General features: G+C 43.4%; 18 protein-coding genes. 17 read left to right on the top strand and 1 reads right to left on the bottom strand.

Features of this window, described 5'->3' with window-relative positions; genetic code table 11:
• The 17 genes from MKY10_RS12625 to mutL all read left to right on the top strand — a co-directional run bounded on the left by MKY10_RS12625 (position 1) and on the right by mutL (position 19,760).
• The gene (locus MKY10_RS12625) at positions 1-258 is read left to right on the top strand and encodes a DUF3243 domain-containing protein (RefSeq protein ID WP_003245199.1); all 258 of its coding nucleotides are present in this window, start codon (positions 1-3) and stop codon (positions 256-258) included.
• Positions 259-387: 129 nt separating this feature from the next.
• Positions 388-1,179, top strand: a complete 792-nt coding sequence (locus MKY10_RS12620) for a YmfK family protein (protein WP_003220998.1) — start codon at positions 388-390, stop codon at positions 1,177-1,179.
• Positions 1,180-1,245: 66 nt separating this feature from the next.
• On the top strand, positions 1,246-2,112 hold the full coding sequence (gene rodZ / locus MKY10_RS12615) for a RodZ family helix-turn-helix domain-containing protein (RefSeq protein WP_206695903.1): 867 nt from the start codon (positions 1,246-1,248) through the stop codon (positions 2,110-2,112).
• Positions 2,113-2,161: 49 nt separating this feature from the next.
• Positions 2,162-2,743, top strand: a complete 582-nt coding sequence (gene pgsA / locus MKY10_RS12610; RefSeq protein WP_003244753.1) for a CDP-diacylglycerol--glycerol-3-phosphate 3-phosphatidyltransferase — start codon at positions 2,162-2,164, stop codon at positions 2,741-2,743.
• A 17-nt stretch (positions 2,744-2,760) separates the two neighbouring features.
• Positions 2,761-4,011, top strand: coding sequence for a competence/damage-inducible protein A (locus MKY10_RS12605; protein WP_003231847.1), 1,251 nt, complete (start codon positions 2,761-2,763; stop codon positions 4,009-4,011).
• Between the two features lie 172 nt (positions 4,012-4,183).
• The gene (recA, locus tag MKY10_RS12600) at positions 4,184-5,230 is read left to right on the top strand and encodes a recombinase RecA (protein WP_003245789.1); all 1,047 of its coding nucleotides are present in this window, start codon (positions 4,184-4,186) and stop codon (positions 5,228-5,230) included.
• 167 nt (positions 5,231-5,397) lie between these two features.
• The gene (locus MKY10_RS12595; protein ID WP_003245877.1) at positions 5,398-6,573 is read left to right on the top strand and encodes a serine hydrolase domain-containing protein; all 1,176 of its coding nucleotides are present in this window, start codon (positions 5,398-5,400) and stop codon (positions 6,571-6,573) included.
• A gap of 275 nt (positions 6,574-6,848) precedes the next feature.
• On the top strand, positions 6,849-8,411 hold the full coding sequence (gene rny, locus MKY10_RS12590; protein ID WP_003221010.1) for a ribonuclease Y: 1,563 nt from the start codon (positions 6,849-6,851) through the stop codon (positions 8,409-8,411).
• A 68-nt stretch (positions 8,412-8,479) separates the two neighbouring features.
• Positions 8,480-9,274 carry a 2',3'-cyclic-nucleotide 2'-phosphodiesterase gene (gene ymdB, locus MKY10_RS12585; protein WP_003245138.1) on the top strand — a complete coding sequence of 265 codons (795 nt, stop codon included), beginning with the start codon at positions 8,480-8,482 and terminating at the stop codon, positions 9,272-9,274.
• Between the two features lie 199 nt (positions 9,275-9,473).
• Entirely contained in the window at positions 9,474-9,734 is a 261-nt protein-coding gene (gene spoVS / locus MKY10_RS12580) for a stage V sporulation protein SpoVS (RefSeq protein WP_003154135.1), read from the top strand.
• A 266-nt stretch (positions 9,735-10,000) separates the two neighbouring features.
• A complete protein-coding gene (tdh, locus tag MKY10_RS12575; RefSeq protein ID WP_015252072.1) occupies positions 10,001-11,044 on the top strand; it encodes an L-threonine 3-dehydrogenase in 1,044 nt (347 codons plus the stop codon).
• A gap of 12 nt (positions 11,045-11,056) precedes the next feature.
• Complete coding sequence (locus MKY10_RS12570) at positions 11,057-12,235, top strand: glycine C-acetyltransferase (protein WP_015252071.1); 1,179 nt, start codon at positions 11,057-11,059, stop codon at positions 12,233-12,235.
• A gap of 147 nt (positions 12,236-12,382) precedes the next feature.
• On the top strand, positions 12,383-13,912 hold the full coding sequence (gene miaB / locus MKY10_RS12565; protein WP_014664026.1) for a tRNA (N6-isopentenyl adenosine(37)-C2)-methylthiotransferase MiaB: 1,530 nt from the start codon (positions 12,383-12,385) through the stop codon (positions 13,910-13,912).
• Position 13,913: 1 nt separating this feature from the next.
• Positions 13,914-14,345, top strand: a complete 432-nt coding sequence (ricA, locus tag MKY10_RS12560) for a regulatory iron-sulfur-containing complex subunit RicA (RefSeq protein ID WP_003231834.1) — start codon at positions 13,914-13,916, stop codon at positions 14,343-14,345.
• Positions 14,346-14,606: 261 nt separating this feature from the next.
• A complete protein-coding gene (gene cotE, locus MKY10_RS12555) occupies positions 14,607-15,152 on the top strand; it encodes an outer spore coat protein CotE (RefSeq protein WP_003231833.1) in 546 nt (181 codons plus the stop codon).
• Positions 15,153-15,284: 132 nt separating this feature from the next.
• A complete protein-coding gene (gene mutS, locus MKY10_RS12550; RefSeq protein ID WP_015252070.1) occupies positions 15,285-17,861 on the top strand; it encodes a DNA mismatch repair protein MutS in 2,577 nt (858 codons plus the stop codon).
• A gap of 15 nt (positions 17,862-17,876) precedes the next feature.
• Complete coding sequence (gene mutL / locus MKY10_RS12545) at positions 17,877-19,760, top strand: DNA mismatch repair endonuclease MutL (RefSeq protein ID WP_339225879.1); 1,884 nt, start codon at positions 17,877-17,879, stop codon at positions 19,758-19,760.
• Positions 19,761-20,158: 398 nt separating this feature from the next.
• On the opposite strand, the gene MKY10_RS12540 is transcribed toward mutL, so the two are convergent.
• The gene (locus tag MKY10_RS12540) at positions 20,159-20,614 is read right to left on the bottom strand and encodes a regulatory YrvL family protein (protein ID WP_015252068.1); all 456 of its coding nucleotides are present in this window, start codon (positions 20,612-20,614) and stop codon (positions 20,159-20,161) included.
• Positions 20,615-20,701: the final 87 nt, after the last annotated feature.

Genomic DNA, 20,701 nt, shown 5'->3' with positions numbered 1-20,701 from the left:
ATGTCAGTATTAGAAAACTGGGATAGCTGGAAAAACTTCCTTGGCGACCGTCTAAACTATGCGCAAGATAAAGGTATGAGCCAGGATACGATTACAGATCTTGCGACAGAAATCGGCAGCTACTTGGCTAATGAAGTGGAATCTAAGAACGAGCAGGAAAAAGTGCTGGCAGATCTTTGGAGTGTAGCATCAAAAGATGAACAGCACGCCATTGCCAATATGATGGTTAAGCTTGTTGAAAATAACAGCACTCACTAGGAAGAGAGGGGATTTTTCCTCTCTTTTTTATGTTTTCCTCATCACAGCAACATTCTTCTTTCTAATTAGAGAAAAATGCTTTATGATAAAGGAAGGTAAAATTTTGCCACAATGAAGGGGGTATATCATTTGGCAAAGCTCGAATGGTATTTTGAATATGAAATTCAAGTGAACCGCCCCGGACTGCTCGGGGATATTTCATCTCTTCTTGGGATGCTTTCTATCAACATCGTAACGATAAACGGCGTCGATCTTTCCAGAAGGGGAATGCTCCTCAGGTGCCGCCATATAGATCAAATTAAACGATTAGAATCAATCTTAAAAACGATGGAAACAATTAAAGTAACGAAGCTTAGAGAACCGAGGCTTCGCGACCGACTTGCCGTACGCCACGGCCGTTATATTCAACGGGATGCCGATGACAAGAAAACGTTCCGCTTTGAGCGGGACGAGCTTGGCTTATTAGTCGATTTTATGGCCGAATTGTTCAAAAAAGAAGGCCATAAATTAATCGGAATCAGAGGTATGCCGCGTGTCGGGAAAACGGAATCGATTGTAGCCTCTAGTGTGTGTGCAAGCAAAAGGTGGCTGTTTGTGTCATCAACCTTGCTGAAGCAGACGATAAGAAGCCAGCTGATTGCCGATGAATACAGCACTGAAAATGTCTTTATCGTTGACGGAATTGTGTCAACACGAAGAGGATCGGAACGCCATCTCCAGCTGGTCCGAGAAATCATGCGGCTTCCGGCAACAAAAGTGGTGGAGCATCCGGACATATTCGTTCAAAATACAGAGTATACACTAGATGACTTTGATTATATTATTGAACTGAGAAATGACCCTGATGAGGTTATTACATATGAACATGCCGAGGAACCCCAAATGTTTGATCAATCCGGGTTTTCAAGCTTTGATTTTTAAAATTGGAAGGTGTTTGTTGTGACTGAACTAGGAATCCGGCTCAAAGAAGCCAGAGAGGAAAAAGCAATGTCATTGGATGATCTCCAAGCGGCAACAAAGATTCAAAAAAGGTATTTAACCGCCTTGGAGGAAGGAAACTATGACATTATTCCGGGGAAGTTTTATGTTCGGGCATTCATCAAGCAATATGCAGAAGCCGTTGGGCTTGATGCGGATCAGCTGTTTGAGGAGCATAAAAAAGATATCCCTAAAACGTATCATGATGATGTGTCTGAAAAGATCTCCGGCATGAATCTTCAAAAGGAAATGCCAAAGCCAGCATCTAAGGCGCTGGAGCTGCTGCCAACGATACTTGTTATTCTCGGCGTGATTGTCGTGATTGCCATTGTGTACGCGATCATTCAGTTTGCCAATCACAAAAACAGTGATGATCACAATGCGGCATCAGAAAAAGCAATTACGCAAAGTGAGAGCAAGTACGAAATCCCTAAAGATTCAACGCTGAAAGAGAATCAAAATAACAGCTCTGAAAAAGAGACAGACACTAAAAAAGAAACGAAAGAAAACGAAGATAAGAAAAAAGAAAATGACAGTGAGAAGCTGGAGATTAAAGCTGCTGGCACTGAAGGATCGTTAACGACTTATGAAGTGTCCGGCGCTGATAAAATCGAGCTGGAACTGAAGGCATCAGACAGCTCCTGGATTCGAGTGCGCGATGAAAACAGCAGCTCTTTAAAAGAAGGAACGCTGAAAAAAGACGAAACCTATAAAAAAGACATAACTGATCAGAAACAAGTTGATATCCGCACCGGATATGCACCTAATCTGAAAATAAAAATCAACGGTAAGGTTCTTTCATATGAACTTGATCCGAAAAAAGTGATGGCACAAACCATAAAGATTGTAAATAAAAAGGAAGAAAAGTCATCTTAATTATCAGATGACTTTTCTTCACGTCCGAGTATGAAATTGGAGGGGCTTTATGTTTAACTTACCAAATAAAATCACACTAGCTAGAATCGCATTAATCCCAATCTTCATGATTATCATGCTGGCGCCGTTTGACTGGGGCAGGCTCGAAGTTGGAGACGAATCCATCCCGGTCGCACATTTGGCGGGGGCCATTCTATTTATTATTGCATCTACAACAGACTGGGTGGACGGGTATTATGCCCGAAAATTAAATCTCGTAACAAACTTCGGGAAATTTCTTGATCCGCTTGCGGACAAACTGCTCGTATCCGCAGCGTTAATTATCCTTGTTCAATTTGATCTCGCTCCAGCTTGGATGGTCATTGTGATTATCAGCAGGGAGTTTGCCGTGACAGGTTTAAGGCTTGTTTTGGCCGGAACAGGAGAAGTCGTAGCTGCTAACATGCTTGGTAAAATCAAAACCTGGGCACAGATTATTGCGGTATCCGCATTGCTTCTTCATAATCTTCCATTTGAACTTGTGTCATTCCCGTTTGCGGACTTGGCGCTGTGGGTAGCCGTCTTCTTTACTGTCGTTTCAGGCTGGGAATATTTCTCTAAAAACTGGGAAGCGTTAAAAACATCTAACTAAGAAAGAAGGACTTCGTCATGGAATTTCCAAAAAAAGCAGAAATAATTGCAGTCGGTTCAGAGCTGCTGCTTGGCCAAATCGCCAATACAAATGCTCAATTTATCAGCAAACAGCTCGCTGAAATCGGGGTCAACGTATTTTATCATACAGCGGTCGGAGATAACCCGGAGCGGCTGAAGCAGGTCATCCGCATTGCTGAAGAACGCTCTGACTTCATTATTTTTTCAGGAGGGCTTGGACCCACAAAAGATGATCTGACGAAAGAAACGATTGCAAATACGCTGGGACGTCCGCTTGTGTTAAATGATGAGGCATTCCAATCCATTGAGGACTATTTCAAACGAACAAAACGCACGATGTCACCTAATAACCGAAAACAGGCGCTTGTGATCGAAGGCTCTGACGTGCTGGCGAATCACTTTGGAATGGCCCCGGGAATGCTCACAGAGCATGAATCGCGCTATTATATGCTTCTTCCTGGACCGCCGAGCGAATTGCGTCCAATGTTTGAAAACGAGGCAAAGCCTCTTCTGCTGAAAAAGATGGGTTCAAATGAAAAAATTGTGTCAACTGTTCTTCGCTTTTTCGGTATCGGTGAATCTCAGCTTGAAGCCGATTTGGAAGATATTATTGATGCACAAACCAATCCGACAATTGCGCCTTTGGCGGCTGATGGAGAGGTGACGCTGCGTCTGACAGCCAAACACGCCGATGAAAAGGAAACAGAGCGTCTGTTAAAAGAAACAGAGGCCGTTATCTTAGAGCGTGTCGGTGAATTTTTCTATGGTTACGATGATACTTCTCTTGTAAAAGAGCTATCTATAGCGTGTAAGGAAAAAGGCATAACAATTTCTGCGGCAGAAAGCTTTACCGGAGGGCTGTTTTCTGAATGGCTGACGGATCATAGCGGTGCCTCAAAATTATTTGCCGGGGGCGTTGTTTGCTATACAAACGACGTGAAGCAGAATGTGCTTGGTGTCAAGAAGGAAACATTAGATCGTTTTGGGGCGGTCAGCAAGGAGTGCGCATCCGAACTGGCTAAGGGTGTTCAAAAACTCACTGGCAGCGATATCGGCATTAGCTTTACTGGTGTAGCAGGACCTGATGCTCAAGAAGGGCATGAGCCTGGGCATGTGTTTATCGGCATTTCCGCAAATGGTAAAGAAGAGGTTCACGAGTTTCACTTTGCGGGCTCCAGAACGGGGATCAGAAAACGCGGCGCTAAATACGGCTGCCATTTAATCTTAAAGCTTTTAGAGCAAAAATAATATTTTCAGCACATTATCCTCCTAAGAAAACATGATTTCTCTGATACATTATGATATTTTGATAGGAATCACGCCAAGAAAAAATCCGAATATGCGTTCGCTTTTTTCTTGGCAAATCCCTTCAAACAGGGTATAGTATATGTAGTGGTAACATAAAGGAGGAAAAAATAGAATGAGTGATCGTCAGGCAGCCTTAGATATGGCTCTTAAACAAATAGAAAAACAGTTCGGCAAAGGTTCCATTATGAAACTGGGAGAAAAGACAGATACAAGAATTTCTACTGTACCAAGCGGCTCCCTCGCTCTTGATACAGCACTGGGAATTGGCGGATATCCTCGCGGACGGATTATTGAAGTATACGGTCCTGAAAGCTCAGGTAAAACAACTGTGGCGCTTCATGCGATTGCTGAAGTTCAGCAGCAGGGCGGACAAGCCGCGTTTATCGATGCGGAGCATGCGTTAGATCCGGTATACGCGCAAAAGCTCGGTGTTAACATCGAAGAGCTTTTACTGTCTCAGCCTGACACAGGCGAGCAGGCGCTTGAAATTGCGGAAGCATTGGTTCGAAGCGGGGCAGTTGACATTGTCGTTGTCGACTCTGTAGCCGCTCTCGTTCCGAAAGCGGAAATTGAAGGCGACATGGGAGATTCGCATGTCGGTTTACAAGCACGCTTAATGTCTCAAGCGCTTCGTAAGCTTTCAGGGGCCATTAACAAATCGAAGACAATCGCGATTTTCATTAACCAAATTCGTGAAAAAGTCGGTGTTATGTTCGGGAACCCGGAAACAACACCTGGCGGCCGTGCGTTGAAATTCTATTCTTCCGTGCGTCTTGAAGTGCGCCGTGCTGAACAGCTGAAACAAGGCAACGACGTAATGGGGAACAAAACGAAAATCAAAGTCGTGAAAAACAAGGTGGCTCCGCCGTTCCGTACAGCCGAGGTTGACATTATGTACGGAGAAGGCATTTCAAAAGAAGGCGAAATCATTGATCTAGGAACTGAACTTGATATCGTGCAAAAAAGCGGTTCATGGTACTCTTATGAAGAAGAGCGTCTTGGCCAAGGCCGTGAAAATGCAAAACAATTCCTGAAAGAAAATAAAGATATCATGCTGATGATCCAGGAGCAAATTCGCGAACATTACGGCTTGGATAATAACGGAGTAGTGCAGCAGCAAGCTGAAGAGACACAAGAAGAACTCGAATTTGAAGAATAAAAATAAAATAAGTTTCAAATGATACAAAAGGCTGAGTGAAAAACTCAGCTTTTTTGTATTTTGCAAAAAAATGATAAAAATATTGCTTTTTTTGACAACTTTTTTAGGGCTTTATTCGTCTAACAAAACGTGTGCAAAATGGAATTTATTTTGGGAGGAAAAAATGAATGACAAGCCCAACCCGCAGAAGAACTGCGAAACGCAGACGGAGAAAACTAAATAAAAGAGGAAAACTGTTGTTTGGTCTTTTAGCAGTGATGGTTTGCATTACGATTTGGAATGCTCTTCATCGAAATAGTGAAGAAAACGAACCATCTCAAGAAACTGCAGCGGTTTCAAATACCGATCAGAAAAAAGAGGTCAAAAAGAAAACTGCCAAAAAATCAGAGGAACAAATCAAAACAGTGGATCGAAACCAAAAAATCAGCAATTATTTAAAAGAGATCGGTTTCAGCGGAACAGCCATGATTGTCAGAAATGGAGAAATCGTAACAAATAAAGGTTTTGGCTATGCTGACCGTAAACACTACATTCAAAATAATCCATTGACATCTTTTTATGTCGGTTCATCACAAAAAGCGCTGATTGCAACTGCTATTTTGCAGCTTGAGGAAAAGGGGAAACTTCAGACAAGTGATCCGGTAAGCACGTATTTACCTCATTTTCCCAACGGACAAACGATTACTTTGAAGAATCTGCTTACACATACATCGGGGATAAACGGACATATTGAAGGAAACGGCGCCATTACTCCGGACGATTTAATAAAAGATATAGAACTTCAGGGAATCAAACGTCAGCCGGGCGTATGGGACTACAAGGATTCCAACTATTCTGTTCTTGCTTATATTATTGCTGAAGTAAGCGGTGAGCCCTATGAACAGTACATAAAGAATCATATTTTTAAACCTGCGGGAATGACGCATGCAGGCTTTTACAAAACATATGAAAAAGAACCTTATCCTGCCGTCGGGTATAAGATGGAGGGCAGCAAAACAGTTACACCGTATATACCTGATTTATCCCAGCTGTATGGAGCGGGTGATATTTATATGAGCGCTATAGATATGTACAAATTTGACCAAGCGCTGATAGACGGAAAACTGTATTCGCAAAAAAGCTATGAAAAGATGTTTACGCCAGGGAGCAGCTCCACATACGGCATGGGATTTTATGTTGCTCCCGGAAGCTATTCAAACCATGGTGTTATGCCGGGCTTCAATATCTTGAACAGCTTTAGCAAATCTGGGCAAACCATTGTTATTTTGTTCTCAAACATTCAAAATAATGCTAAATTGGGCCAAGTGAACAATAAAATATACCAGCTTCTAAATCAAGAATGATTGGCGATCTTCTTTTGGATGAATTGCATTCGGCACGTGAAAAGAAGACTGGCCTGCAAACGTTAAGATGGCAAGCTTGACAAGTATTTCCGACACATTTACAATGAAGTTGTAACATTTGTTTTTTTAACATGATTGTTAAACCATTTAAACTTGACAAGGGCGATGAACACACTCATTCCCTGTGAAGGTTCTGTATGTTGAGAAAACTAGACAATGTACATGCCGACACTTTTTAAGCAACAACCAAGTTCATAGCAAGAGGAGGTGAAAGTATGACCCCAATTATGATGGTTCTCATCTCCATTTTGCTGATTCTACTCGGTTTAGTTGTTGGCTACTTTGTTCGTAAAACCATTGCCGAAGCGAAAATTGCGGGCGCACGCGGTGCAGCCGAGCAAATTCTTGAAGATGCGAAGCGTGATGCTGAAGCACTGAAAAAAGAAGCTCTGCTTGAAGCAAAGGATGAAATCCACAAACTTCGAATAGATGCTGAACAGGAAGTTCGTGAAAGACGAAATGAGCTTCAAAAACAAGAAAACCGTTTACTCCAAAAGGAGGAAAACCTTGATCGCAAACATGAGGGAATTGATAAACGGGAAGCGATGTTGGAGAAGAAAGATCATTCTCTGAATGAACGACAACAACATATTGAAGAGATGGAAAGCAAAGTGGATGAGATGATTCGTATGCAGCAGTCTGAGTTGGAACGAATTTCGAGTCTGACTCGTGACGAAGCGAAACAAATCATTCTTGAGCGGGTTGAAAACGAGCTTTCACATGACATCGCCATCATGACAAAAGAAACTGAAAACCGTGCGAAAGAAGAGGCGGATAAGAAAGCGAAAAACATTCTTTCACTCGCCTTACAGCGCTGCGCAGCGGACCACGTTGCCGAAACAACGGTATCAGTTGTCAATCTTCCAAATGATGAGATGAAAGGACGTATCATCGGACGGGAAGGGCGTAACATTCGTACGCTTGAAACGCTGACAGGAATTGACCTGATTATTGATGATACGCCTGAAGCTGTCATTCTTTCCGGATTTGATCCGATCAGACGTGAGACAGCCAGAATTGCTCTTGATAAACTCGTTCAGGATGGCCGTATTCATCCGGCACGGATTGAAGAAATGGTTGAAAAATCTCGCCGCGAGGTCGATGACTATATTCGTGAGATGGGTGAGCAAACGACATTTGAGGTTGGCGTTCATGGCCTCCACCCAGATCTCATCAAGATCCTCGGCCGCTTAAAGTTCCGTACAAGCTACGGTCAAAATGTGCTTAAGCATTCCATGGAAGTCGCATTCTTGGCCGGTCTAATGGCATCGGAGCTTGGTGAAGACGCAAAGCTTGCTAAACGTGCGGGTCTTCTTCACGACATCGGGAAAGCAATTGACCATGAAGTAGAAGGAAGCCACGTTGAGATCGGGGTAGAGCTTGCGACCAAATATAAAGAGCACCCAGTCGTGATTAACAGTATTGCATCACACCACGGGGACGAGGAGCCGACTTCCATTATTGCTGTACTGGTAGCTGCAGCAGATGCGCTTTCCGCTGCAAGACCTGGCGCAAGAAGTGAGACGCTCGAGAATTATATTCGAAGACTTGAAAAACTCGAAGAAATTTCTGAGTCCTACGAAGGTGTTGAAAAATCATTTGCCATTCAGGCTGGACGCGAAGTGCGAATTATGGTGAAGCCGGATTCAATTAATGATCTTGAGGCTCATCGACTGGCGCGAGATATCCGCAAGCGAATTGAGGACGAGCTCGATTATCCAGGTCATATTAAGGTGACAGTAATCAGAGAGACTCGAGCCGTAGAGTATGCAAAATAAAGTGATGCGCTAAGCATCACTTTATTTTTTTGACGGCAAGGAATTTTCAAGAAGAAAGGATTTACAAAATGAGAATTTTATTTATCGGAGATGTTGTCGGTTCACCGGGCCGTGACATGGTCAAAGAATATGTACCAAAGCTAAAAACAAAATATAAGCCTCACTTTACCATTATTAATGGTGAAAACGCCGCACATGGAAAAGGCCTGACGGAAAAAATTTATCACAGCTTAATCCAGTCCGGCGCAGATGCAATCACAATGGGGAACCACACATGGGACAAAAAAGAAATATTTGATTTTATAGATGACGTTCCGAACTTGGTTCGCCCGGCAAACTTTCCTGAAGGAACACCGGGGAAAGGGATCACATATGTGAAAGCAAACGGCAAAGAACTAGCAGTTATTAATTTGCAGGGACGTACGTTTTTGCCGCCGCTTGATGACCCGTTTTTAAAAGCGGATGAATTGATCGCAGAAGCTGCGAAAAGAACACCGTACATTTTTATTGACTTTCATGCCGAAGCGACAAGTGAAAAGCTCGCACTTGGCTGGTACACGGATGGACGGGCATCGGCTGTAGTAGGAACTCATACACACGTGCAAACAGCGGATAACCGCATTTTGCCGAAGGGAACGGCATATATTACTGATGTGGGAATGACTGGCCCGTATGACGGTATACTGGGGATGGACAGAGAGACGATTATTAAGCGATTCAAAACGAACCTTCCAGTCCGGTTTACTGTCGCTGAAGGAAAAACAACGCTCAGCGGAGTTGTCATTGACATTGACGATCAAACGAAAAAAGCCGTGAAAATTGAGCGTATTTTAATCAACGATGATCACATGTTCTTTGAATAGTTGAACATATGGTTATTTTATAAAAATATTAAAAAGAAAAGCAGGAATATAGCAACTCCTTAGTGAATATAGTAAAAATGGAAGGTAGCCCGCTATTTTTGAAAAGCATTGTGGGGATGGCTTTTTGGATAGCAACATCTAATAATGATTGTTCTAATGAACACTCACTTATCCATTGTAAAACTAAGGGGGAGCAGAAATGGAAATCTTAAAAGTTTCAGCAAAATCGAGTCCAAATTCAGTGGCAGGTGCGCTTGCAGGCGTGTTGAGAGAGCGAGGAGCCGCCGAGATTCAAGCGATCGGAGCGGGTGCATTAAACCAGGCTGTAAAAGCTGTGGCGATTGCCAGGGGATTTGTGGCGCCAAGCGGCGTTGATTTGATTTGTATTCCGGCTTTTACAGATATTCAAATCGATGGGGAAGAAAGAACAGCGATTAAATTAATCGTGGAGCCTCGCTAAAAACAAATAAAGCATTCTCAACCTGTTTGCGTAATGCAAACAGGTTGTTTTTCATTTATTGTGATATTTTCTCCCGATAGTATTTTTAGCACATAAATGAGCGAATATACAAAATCAGAAATGAGCTAAAACGTTTCAAAAAAAAATTTCCGTCCATTTTTCAAGACAGATACTTTTGTCCTTCTGGAAAAGACAGTGCTGTTTACGCTTATTCCATATCATGGTACAATCCGAATATAACAAGAATTTTTCAAGGAGGATTGTACATGCAGAGTGGAAAGATGAAAGCTCTAATGAAAAAGGACGGGGCGTTCGGTGCTGTGCTGACTGAAGTTCCCATTCCTGAGATTGATAAACATGAAGTCCTCATAAAAGTGAAAGCCGCTTCCATATGCGGCACGGATGTCCACATTTATAATTGGGATCAATGGGCACGTCAGAGAATCAAAACACCCTATGTTTTCGGCCATGAGTTCAGCGGCATCGTAGAGGACGTGGGAGAGAATGTCAGCAGTGTAAAAGTGGGAGAGTATGTGTCTGCGGAAACACACATTGTTTGTGGTGAATGTGTCCCTTGCCTAACAGGAAAATCTCATGTGTGTACCAATACTGCTATAATCGGAGTGGACACGGCAGGCTGTTTTGCGGAGTATGTAAAAGTTCCAGCTGATAACATTTGGAGAAATCCCGCTGATATGGACCCGTCAATTGCTTCCATTCAAGAGCCTTTAGGAAATGCAGTTCATACCGTACTTGAGAGCCAGCCTGCAGGAGGAACGACTGCAGTCATTGGATGCGGGCCGATTGGTCTTATGGCTGTTGCGGTTGCAAAAGCAGCAGGAGCTTCTCAGGTGATAGCGATTGATAAGAATGAATACAGGCTGAGGCTTGCAAAACAAATGGGAGCGACTTGTACTGTTTCTATTGAAAAAGAAGACCCGCTCAAAATTGTAAGCGCTTTAACGAGTGGGGAAGGAGCAGATCTTGTTTGTGAGATGTCGGGCCATCCCTCAGCGATTGCCCAAGGTCTTGCGATGGCTGCGAATGGCGGAAGATTTCATATTCTCAGCTTGCCGGAACATCCGGTGACAATTGATTTGACGAATAAAGTGGTATTTAAAGGGCTTACCATCCAAGGAATCACAGGAAGAAAAATGTTTTCAACATGGCGCCAGGTGTCTCAGTTGATCAGTTCAAACGTGATCGATCTTGAACCTGTTATTACCCATCAGTTTCCGTTAGAGGAGTTTGAAAAAGGTTTCGAACTGATGAGAAGCGGCCAGTGCGGAAAAGTAATTTTAATTCCATAAAGGGGGATAAACATGACGAAGGAATTTGATTTTTTAAAAGCAGAGCTTGATAGTATGAAAGAAAACCATACATGGCAAGACATAAAACAGCTTGAATCTATGCAGGGTCCATCTGTCACAGTGAATCACCAAAAAGTCATTCAGCTATCTTCTAATAATTACCTCGGATTCACTTCACATCCTAGACTCATCAACGTCGCACAGGAGGCCGTTCAGCAGTATGGAGCCGGCACCGGATCAGTGAGAACGATTGCGGGTACATTTACAATGCATCAAGAGCTTGAGAAAAAGCTGGCAGCCTTTAAAAAAACGGAGGCGGCACTTGTATTCCAATCAGGCTTCACAACAAACCAAGGCGTACTTTCAAGTATTCTATCAAAAGAGGACATTGTCATCTCAGATGAATTGAACCATGCCTCTATTATTGACGGAATTCGACTGACAAAGGCGGATAAAAAGGTGTATCAGCACGTCAATATGAGTGATTTAGAGCGGGTGCTGAGAAAGTCAATGAATTATCGGATGCGTCTGATTGTGACAGACGGCGTATTTTCCATGGATGGCAACATAGCTCCTCTGCCTGATATTGTAGAGCTCGCTGAGAAATATGACGCATTTGTGATGGTGGATGACGCCCATGCATCCGGAGTACTTGGCGAAAACGGCAGGGGAACGGTGAATCACTTCGGTCTTGACGGCAGAGTTCATATTCAGGTCGGAACATTAAGCAAGGCAATCGGAGTGCTCGGCGGCTACGCTGCAGGTTCAAAGGTGCTGATCGATTATTTGCGCCATAAAGGCCGTCCATTTTTATTCAGCACATCTCATCCCCCGGCTGTCACTGCAGCTTGTATGGAAGCGATTGATGTCTTGCTTGAAGAGCCGGAGCATATGGAGCGCTTGTGGGAGAATACTGCCTATTTTAAAGCAATGCTTGTGAAAATGGGTTTGACTCTCATAGAGAGTCAAACGCCGATTCTTCCTATTTTAATAGGTGATGAAGGTGTGGCAAAGCAATTTTCAGATCAGCTCCTTTCTCGCGGTGTTTTTGCCCAAAGTATCGTTTTCCCGACTGTAGCAAAGGGAAAAGCCAGAATTCGCACGATTATAACAGCAGAGCACACCAAGGATGAACTGGATCAGGCGCTTGATGTCATCGAAAAGACGGCAAAGGAGCTCCAGCTATTGTAACAAGAGGAAGAGTTTACTCTTCCTCTTTTGATTCCTTATTGATTATTATTCTCAATGAGTGTACAATGATAGGTTGCCAGTTGTGCAGAGCTTCAATAACCTTTATACTGAAGGGTGGAAGTTTGGTTTGAAAGGAGAAAATATGACATGAATGAAAAACAAAAATTAGAGAGCGGACAAGTTAATCCATCGGACAAAAAATCCGAGAAGGATTACAGCAAGTACTTTGAAGCTGTTTACATTCCGCCTTCTTTAAAAGACGCGAAAAAACGAGGCAAGGAAGCCGTTACTTATCATAATGACTTTAAAATTTCTGAACAATTTAAAGGATTGGGAGACGGAAGAAAGTTCTATATCCGTACGTACGGCTGCCAAATGAATGAACACGATACAGAGGTTATGGCAGGGATCTTTATGGCGCTCGGTTACGAAGCGACAAACTCTGTTGACGATGCCAATGTCATTTTGTTAAATACATGCGCAATCCGTGAAAATGCTGAAAACAAGGTGTTTGGTGAGCTCGGGCACTTAAAAGCACTGAAAAAAAACAATCCCGATCTGATTTTAGGCGTGTGCGGCTGTATGTCCCAAGAGGAATCAGTCGTGAACCGTATTTTGAAAAAACATCCGTTTGTCGATATGATTTTCGGAACGCATAACATTCATCGCCTGCCGGAGCTTTTGTCAGAAGCATACCTTTCAAAAGAAATGGTTGTAGAAGTTTGGTCTAAGGAAGGGGACGTTATTGAAAACCTTCCGAAAGTCCGAAATGGAAAAATTAAGGGCTGGGTCAATATCATGTACGGCTGTGACAAATTCTGTACGTATTGCATTGTGCCTTACACACGCGGAAAAGAAAGAAGCCGCCGCCCTGAAGATATCATTCAGGAAGTGAGAAGGCTTGCAAGTGAAGGCTATAAGGAAATTACTCTGTTAGGTCAAAACGTAAACGCGTATGGAAAAGACTTTGAAGATATGACGTACGGACTTGGTGATTTGATGGATGAACTGAGAAAAATCGATATCCCGAGAATCCGTTTTACAACGAGTCATCCGCGCGACTTTGACGACCGCCTCATTGAAGTGCTGGCAAAAGGCGGAAATCTGCTTGATCACATTCATCTTCCGGTTCAATCAGGAAGCTCAGAAGTTCTGAAGCTGATGGCCCGCAAATATGACAGAGAGCGTTACATGGAGCTGGTGCGAAAAATTAAAGAAGCAATGCCAAACGCTTCTTTGACAACGGACATTATCGTCGGATTTCCAAATGAAACGGACGAACAGTTTGAAGAAACGCTTTCTCTATACCGTGAAGTGGAGTTTGACAGCGCCTATACGTTCATTTACTCTCCGCGTGAAGGCACTCCGGCTGCTAAGATGAAAGATAATGTACCGATGCGTGTGAAAAAAGAACGCCTGCAGCGTCTAAACGCACTGGTGAATGAAATTTCTGCTAAAAAAATGAAGGAATACGAAGGCAAGGTTGTCGAAGTATTAGTTGAGGGTGAAAGCAAAAATAACCCTGATATTCTTGCCGGCTATACTGAAAAAAGCAAGCTTGTCAATTTCAAAGGGCCGAAGGAAGCCATCGGCAAAATCGTCCGCGTGAAAATCCAGCAAGCGAAAACATGGTCGCTTGACGGAGAAATGGTAGGAGAAGCAATCGAGGTGAAATGAGATGACGCTCTACTCAAAAAAAGACATTGTGCAGCAGGCACGAAACCTTGCAAAAATGATCTCTGAAACAGAAGAGGTTGATTTTTTCAAACGGGCTGAAGCGCAAATCAATGAGAATGACAAAGTGTCCACAATCGTTAATCAGATTAAAGCCCTGCAAAAGCAGGCTGTCAATCTGAAGCATTATGAAAAGCATGAAGCGCTCAAACAAGTAGAAGCAAAAATTGACGCGCTGCAAGAAGAGCTTGAAGAGATTCCTGTTATCCAGGAATTCAGAGACTCGCAGATGGAAGTAAATGACCTATTGCAGCTCGTTGCACACACCATTTCCAACCAAGTCACAAATGAAATCATCACATCAACCGGAGGCGACCTGCTGAAAGGGGAAACCGGTTCAAAGGTGAAGCATTCAAATAACAGCTGTTCTCTCTAAACACGGTGCCTTTACAGGCCCGTGTTTTTTTATCATTTGTGCGGTTAAAAACGAACTAAATAATCTATGTACCAAATGTTCAATTGGTTTTTCTGTGCTCAGCCGCGTATAAACTTTATCGCACTTATAAGTAAAGTTTCTAGGCACCCCTGCATACAATGGAACAGAAACTTTGTATTTTTATATTTTATTTATAAAAATGCACACTAGACAAATGCCCAGCATAAGATAACACGAAGAAGAACAAGGAGGCATGCCGGAATGTCTGAATACAGGGAAATTATTACGAAGGCAGTAGTAGCGAAAGGCCGAAAATTCACCCAATGCACCAACACCATCTCGCCTGAGAAAAAACCGAGCAGCATTTTGGGTGGTTGGATTATTAACCACAAGTATGACGCTGAAAAAATTGGAAAAACGGTAGAAATTGAAGGGTATTATGATATAAACGTATGGTACTCTTACGCGGACAACACAAAGACAGAGGTTGTCACAGAACGGGTAAAATATGTAGATGTCATTAAACTCAGATACAGAGACAATAATTACTTAGATGATGAGCATGAAGTGATTGCCAAAGTGCTTCAGCAGCCAAACTGCCTTGAAGTGACCATTTCGCCGAATGGAAATAAAATCGTTGTGCAGGCAGAAAGAGAATTTTTGGCGGAAGTGGTAGGGGAAACAAAGGTAGTTGTTGAGGTCAATCCTGACTGGGAAGAGGATGACGAGGAAGATTGGGAAGATGAGCTTGATGAAGAGCTTGAAGACATCAACCCGGAGTTTTTAGTGGGAGATCCTGAAGAATAAAAAAGGGACTAGGGGAGACAGTACCCCCAAGTCTCTTTTTTATATTGATATATCATTCTTTTATCACTTTTTGTTTATGTTATAATGAAGGTTGGAAAATAGAAACGTTGATACATAGTGAGGGATTAAACAATGGCCGGTTATACGCCTATGATACAGCAATATTTAAAAATAAAGGCAGAGCACCAGGATGCCTTTTTATTTTTTCGCCTGGGTGATTTTTACGAAATGTTTTTTGAGGACGCCAAAAAAGCGTCACAAGAGCTGGAAATTACGTTAACGAGCAGAGATGGCGGTGCGGCTGAAAAAATACCGATGTGCGGTGTGCCGTATCATTCTGCTTCCGCGTATATCGAACAGCTTATTAAAAAAGGATACAAAGTGGCGATCTGTGAACAGACGGAAGATCCGAAAGCCGCAAAGGGCGTTGTGAAAAGAGAAGTGGTTCAGCTGATTACGCCCGGAACTGTAATGGACGGCAAAGGCATCCATGAATCGGAAAATAACTTTATCGCATCTGTTTCAGCCTGCTCGAACGGATACGGACTTGCGCTGTCTGATTTAACAACGGGAGAAAATTTGGCTGTTTTGATTGAACGGCTTGAAGACGTCATATCAGAAATTTATTCAGTCGGCGCAAGGGAAATCGTGGTTTCAGGAAGCTTGGATGCCGATACAGTGGCACAGCTGAGAGAGCGGTGCGGTGCAACGATTTCAATTGAAGACGGAGAAACAGACGAACACGTAACGATCATTGAGCACTTAAATAATGAAGATATAACAAAAACATTTCTGCGCTTATATACGTATTTGAAAAGAACCCAAAAGCGCAGCCTTGATCATCTTCAGCCCGTGCAGGTGTATGAGCTTGAGGAAGCGATGAAAATTGACTTGTACTCAAAGCGTAATCTGGAGCTGACCGAAACGATCCGTTCGAAAAATAAAAAAGGCTCCCTTTTGTGGCTGCTGGATGAAACAAAAACGGCAATGGGAGGCCGGCTGCTTAAACAGTGGATTGACCGGCCGCTTATCAGAGTCAATCAAATCGAAGAGCGCCAAGAAATGGTGGAAACATTAATGTCCCATTTCTTTGAACGGGAAGATCTGCGTGAACGTTTAAAAGAAGTATATGACTTAGAACGCCTTGCCGGCCGCGTTGCATTCGGAAATGTCAATGCCCGGGATTTGATTCAGCTGAAGGAATCGTTAAAGCAAGTTCCTGGCATCAAACAGCTGGTTGCTTCACTGGCTCATGACAAGGCCAAGGAACGTGCAGAGCGCATTGACCCTTGCGGGGATGTACTTGAACTGCTGGAAGAAGCGCTGTACGAAAATCCTCCTTTATCGGTAAAAGAAGGGAACCTGATTAAAGATGGTTATAATCAAAAGCTTGATGAATATCGTGATGCAAGCAGAAACGGAAAAGACTGGATTGCCCGCCTGGAACAGCAGGAGCGGGAATACACAGGCATTCGCTCTTTAAAGGTCGGCTTTAATAAAGTTTTCGGTTATTACATTGAAGTGACAAAAGCAAATTTGCATTTGCTTGAGGAAGGGCGTTATGAGCGGAAGCAGACGTTAACCAATGCAGAGCGCTACATTACACCTGAATTAAAAGAAAAAGAAGCGCTCATTTTAGAGGCTGAAAATAACATCTGTGAGCTGGAGTACGAGCTGTTTACCGAGCTGCGCGAGAAAGTGAAGCAGTATATTCCGCGGCTGCAGCAGCTTGCAAAACAGATGAGCGAGCTGGACGCACTGCAATGCTTTGCGACAATCAGTGAAAATCGCCACTACACGAAACCGGAGTTCTCTAAAGATGAAGTCGAAGTGATTGAAGGCAGACACCCGGTTGTTGAAAAAGTCATGGACAGCCAGGAATATGTCCCGAACAACTGCATGATGGGCGATAACAGACAAATGCTTCTCATTACAGGTCCAAACATGTCAGGGAAAAGCACGTATATGAGACAAATCGCGCTCATTTCCATTATGGCGCAAATCGGCTGCTTTGTACCCGCGAAAAAAGCGGTGCTTCCGATTTTTGATCAAATTTTTACACGAATCGGCGCTGCAGATGATTTGATTTCCGGACAAAGTACATTTATGGTAGAAATGCTTGAAGCGAAAAATGCGATTGTCAATGCGACGAAAAACAGCCTCATTCTGTTTGATGAAATCGGGCGGGGAACGTCCACTTATGACGGTATGGCGCTGGCACAGGCGATTATTGAATATGTTCACGATCATATCGGCGCCAAGACGCTGTTCAGTACACACTATCACGAGCTGACAGTTCTTGAGGACAAGCTGCCTCAGCTGAAAAACGTTCATGTTCGCGCTGAAGAATATAACGGAACGGTTGTCTTTCTTCATCAAATCAAAGAAGGTGCTGCTGATAAAAGCTATGGTATCCATGTAGCTCAGCTTGCCGAACTGCCGGAAGATCTGATTGCGCGCGCTCAAGATATTTTAAAAGAGCTTGAGCATTCAGGAAACAAACCGGAAGTGCCGGTGCAGAAACCTCAGGTGAAAGAAAAGCCGGCACAGCTGTCCTTTTTTGACGAAGCGGAAAAGCCGGCTGAAACACCAAAGCTTTCAAAAAAAGAAAAGCAAGTGATCGATGCTTTCAAATCACTTAATATACTGGATATGACACCGCTTGAAGCGATGAATGAAATGTACAAGCTGCAAAAGAAATTACATTAAAACGGGGTGATGAATGTGGCAAAAGTCATCCAGCTGTCAGATGAGCTTTCGAATAAAATAGCGGCGGGCGAGGTTGTGGAACGGCCCGCCTCAGTCGTCAAAGAATTGGTGGAAAATGCGATCGACGCTGACAGCACAGTCATTGAAATCGATATTGAGGAAGCAGGCCTTGCATCCATTCGGGTCTTGGATAACGGCGAAGGAATGGAGAATGAAGATTGTAAGCGTGCTTTCCGCCGCCACGCAACGAGTAAAATAAAAGATGAAAATGATTTATTCAGGGTGAGAACGCTCGGTTTCAGGGGAGAAGCCCTGCCGAGTATCGCGTCAGTCTCTCATCTGGAGATTACAACAAGCACTGGTGAAGGAGCTGGGACGAAGCTCGTCCTCCAAGGAGGAAACATCATTTCCGAATCGCGTTCCTCAAGCAGGAAGGGAACTGAAATTGTCGTTTCCAACCTGTTTTTTAACACACCGGCCCGTTTGAAATATATGAAAACCGTTCATACAGAGCTTGGAAACATTACGGATGTGGTTAACCGTATTGCTCTGGCGCATCCAGAGGTATCGATCCGCCTGCGCCATCATGGGAAAAACCTGCTTCAAACGAACGGAAACGGAGATGTGCGCCATGTACTGGCAGCGATTTACGGCACGGCTGTCGCCAAAAAAATGCTTCCGCTGCATGTGAGCTCCTTGGATTTTGAAGTAAAGGGATATATCGCCCTCCCAGAGATTACACGGGCGTCGAGGAACTATATGTCGTCTGTGGTCAATGGCCGTTACATTAAAAATTTCCCGCTCGTCAAAGCGGTTCATGAAGGCTATCATACGCTTCTGCCGATCGGACGCCATCCGATTACTTTTATAGAAATTACGATGGACCCGATTTTAGTCGATGTCAACGTGCATCCATCGAAGCTTGAGGTCCGGCTCAGCAAGGAAACAGAGCTTCATGACTTAATTCGTGACGGAATTAAAGATGTATTTAAACAGCAGCAGCTGATTCCGAGTGCCCAGCTTCCGAAAAAATCGGCACCTGTTATCAAAAATGAGCAGCAGTTCATAACCTTTGATGAAAAGCCTCCGGAAAGAAAAGTACCGGAAAAAGCGCATGCGCCATCTTATTCACCAATGAAGCTCAGCTCAGTCGTGAAAGAGCCGATTGATGCGGAGGAAGAATTGCCTCCTCTCCAATTTGAAGCTCCTCCTATCGTTGATCAGGAACAAACCCTTGAGGTGTCCGATGTTTCAGAAGAACTGCCTGAAACATTTGAGCAGGAATGCCATGAGGAACAGCAGCAGCCAGCGTCTGAGCGGGTTCCGATTATGTACCCGATCGGCCAGATGCACGGGACTTATATATTGGCACAAAACGAAAACGGCCTGTATATTATCGACCAGCACGCCGCCCAAGAACGTATTAAATATGAGTACTTTCGTGAAAAGGTGGGGGAGGTTGAGCCTGAGGTGCAGGAGATGATTGTACCGCTGACGTTCCACTACTCCACAAATGAGGCTTTGATTATTGAACAGCACAAACAAGAGCTCGAAAGCGTCGGTGTCTTTTTAGAGTCATTCGGCTCTAACAGCTACATCGTCCGCTGCCACCCGGCCTGGTTTCCAAAGGGAGAAGAAGCAGAGCTTATAGAAGAAATCATTCAGCAGGTGCTCGACTCCAAAAATATAGATATTAAAAAACTCCGCGAGGAAGCGGCGATTATGATGAGCTGCAAAGGCTCCATCAAAGCAAATCGCCACCTCAGAAACGATGAAATCAAAGCGCTTCTGGACGACCTCCGAAGCACATCAGACCCATTTACATGCCCGCACGGCCGCCCGATCATCATACACCATTCCACTTATGAGATGGAAAAGATGTTCAAACGCGTGATGTAGCGGGGGTGGTAAGCATTGATCCATTCTCTGAATGGATCAATGCTTTTTTTGTACTCCTTCGAGTGTCAGATTATAAGAAACGGTTGTAAACGTGTGAGCAGTGTTAACGCATTATACTTCATGGTTCCTCTGTATAACAAAATTTCCATTTACAGGCAATTGGGATTAATGTATATTTTGGGTGAGGGGGTGGAAGCACATGGCATGTGGTCCGAAGATCATTATCTTTTTGGATGAACTTGATGATCCGAATGTAAGAATCATTTTAGAATGCAGAATTTAATTACAACATTGTGTTTTGCTCCCTGTTCGTGTGAACAGGGAGTTTTTTTCGTTTATATAACTGGTGATGTCCAAATATAGGGTGTTATGAATTTCCCATATCTGCCATCGGCATTTTAAGCTGCTTCTCTATTAGGCTGGTTATCAAAAGCAAGTTCAATGAAAGCCATGAAAGCTGATATCACAACAAGCAAGACATCTGGAATATAAATAGACTGCATAAAGTAATCTGCAAAACAGATCGTTATAAGATTGCTGATAAAATACAGTATAAAAGCAAAAAGTGCAGTCTTTTTCAATGAAAGTGATTTTGCCAAAATGATAGAGATAATCTTTGTGAGTGGGTCTATGATTAAACCTACAGCAAAGCAGGCTAAAATAAATAAAGCTAATGTTTGATTGGAAGCGTATGTGATGCCAAGTATGGAGAATAAGCCTTTCATCCCGAAGAAAAAGCCGCCGAAGATGACTGCAAGCGCGATGGCCGCGATAAAAGTAATAGATACAATTCCGATTAATTTTGATCTCAGGTTAAAATCTTTAGAGTGCTCGTTCTGTTCTTTTTGGTTCATGTATGACACTCCCTTCACCTGCTTACTCGTACAAACAGTTACCCTTGAATCAGCCCAAAATATCTATAAGTCTGTTTTCTAACGAAA

This window comes from Bacillus sp. FSL P4-0290 (assembly GCF_037975435.1).
GTDB lineage: Bacteria > Bacillota > Bacilli > Bacillales > Bacillaceae > Bacillus > Bacillus subtilis.
Note: the sequence above shows the minus strand (reverse complement) of the source record. Positions and strands in the feature narration are given on the sequence as shown.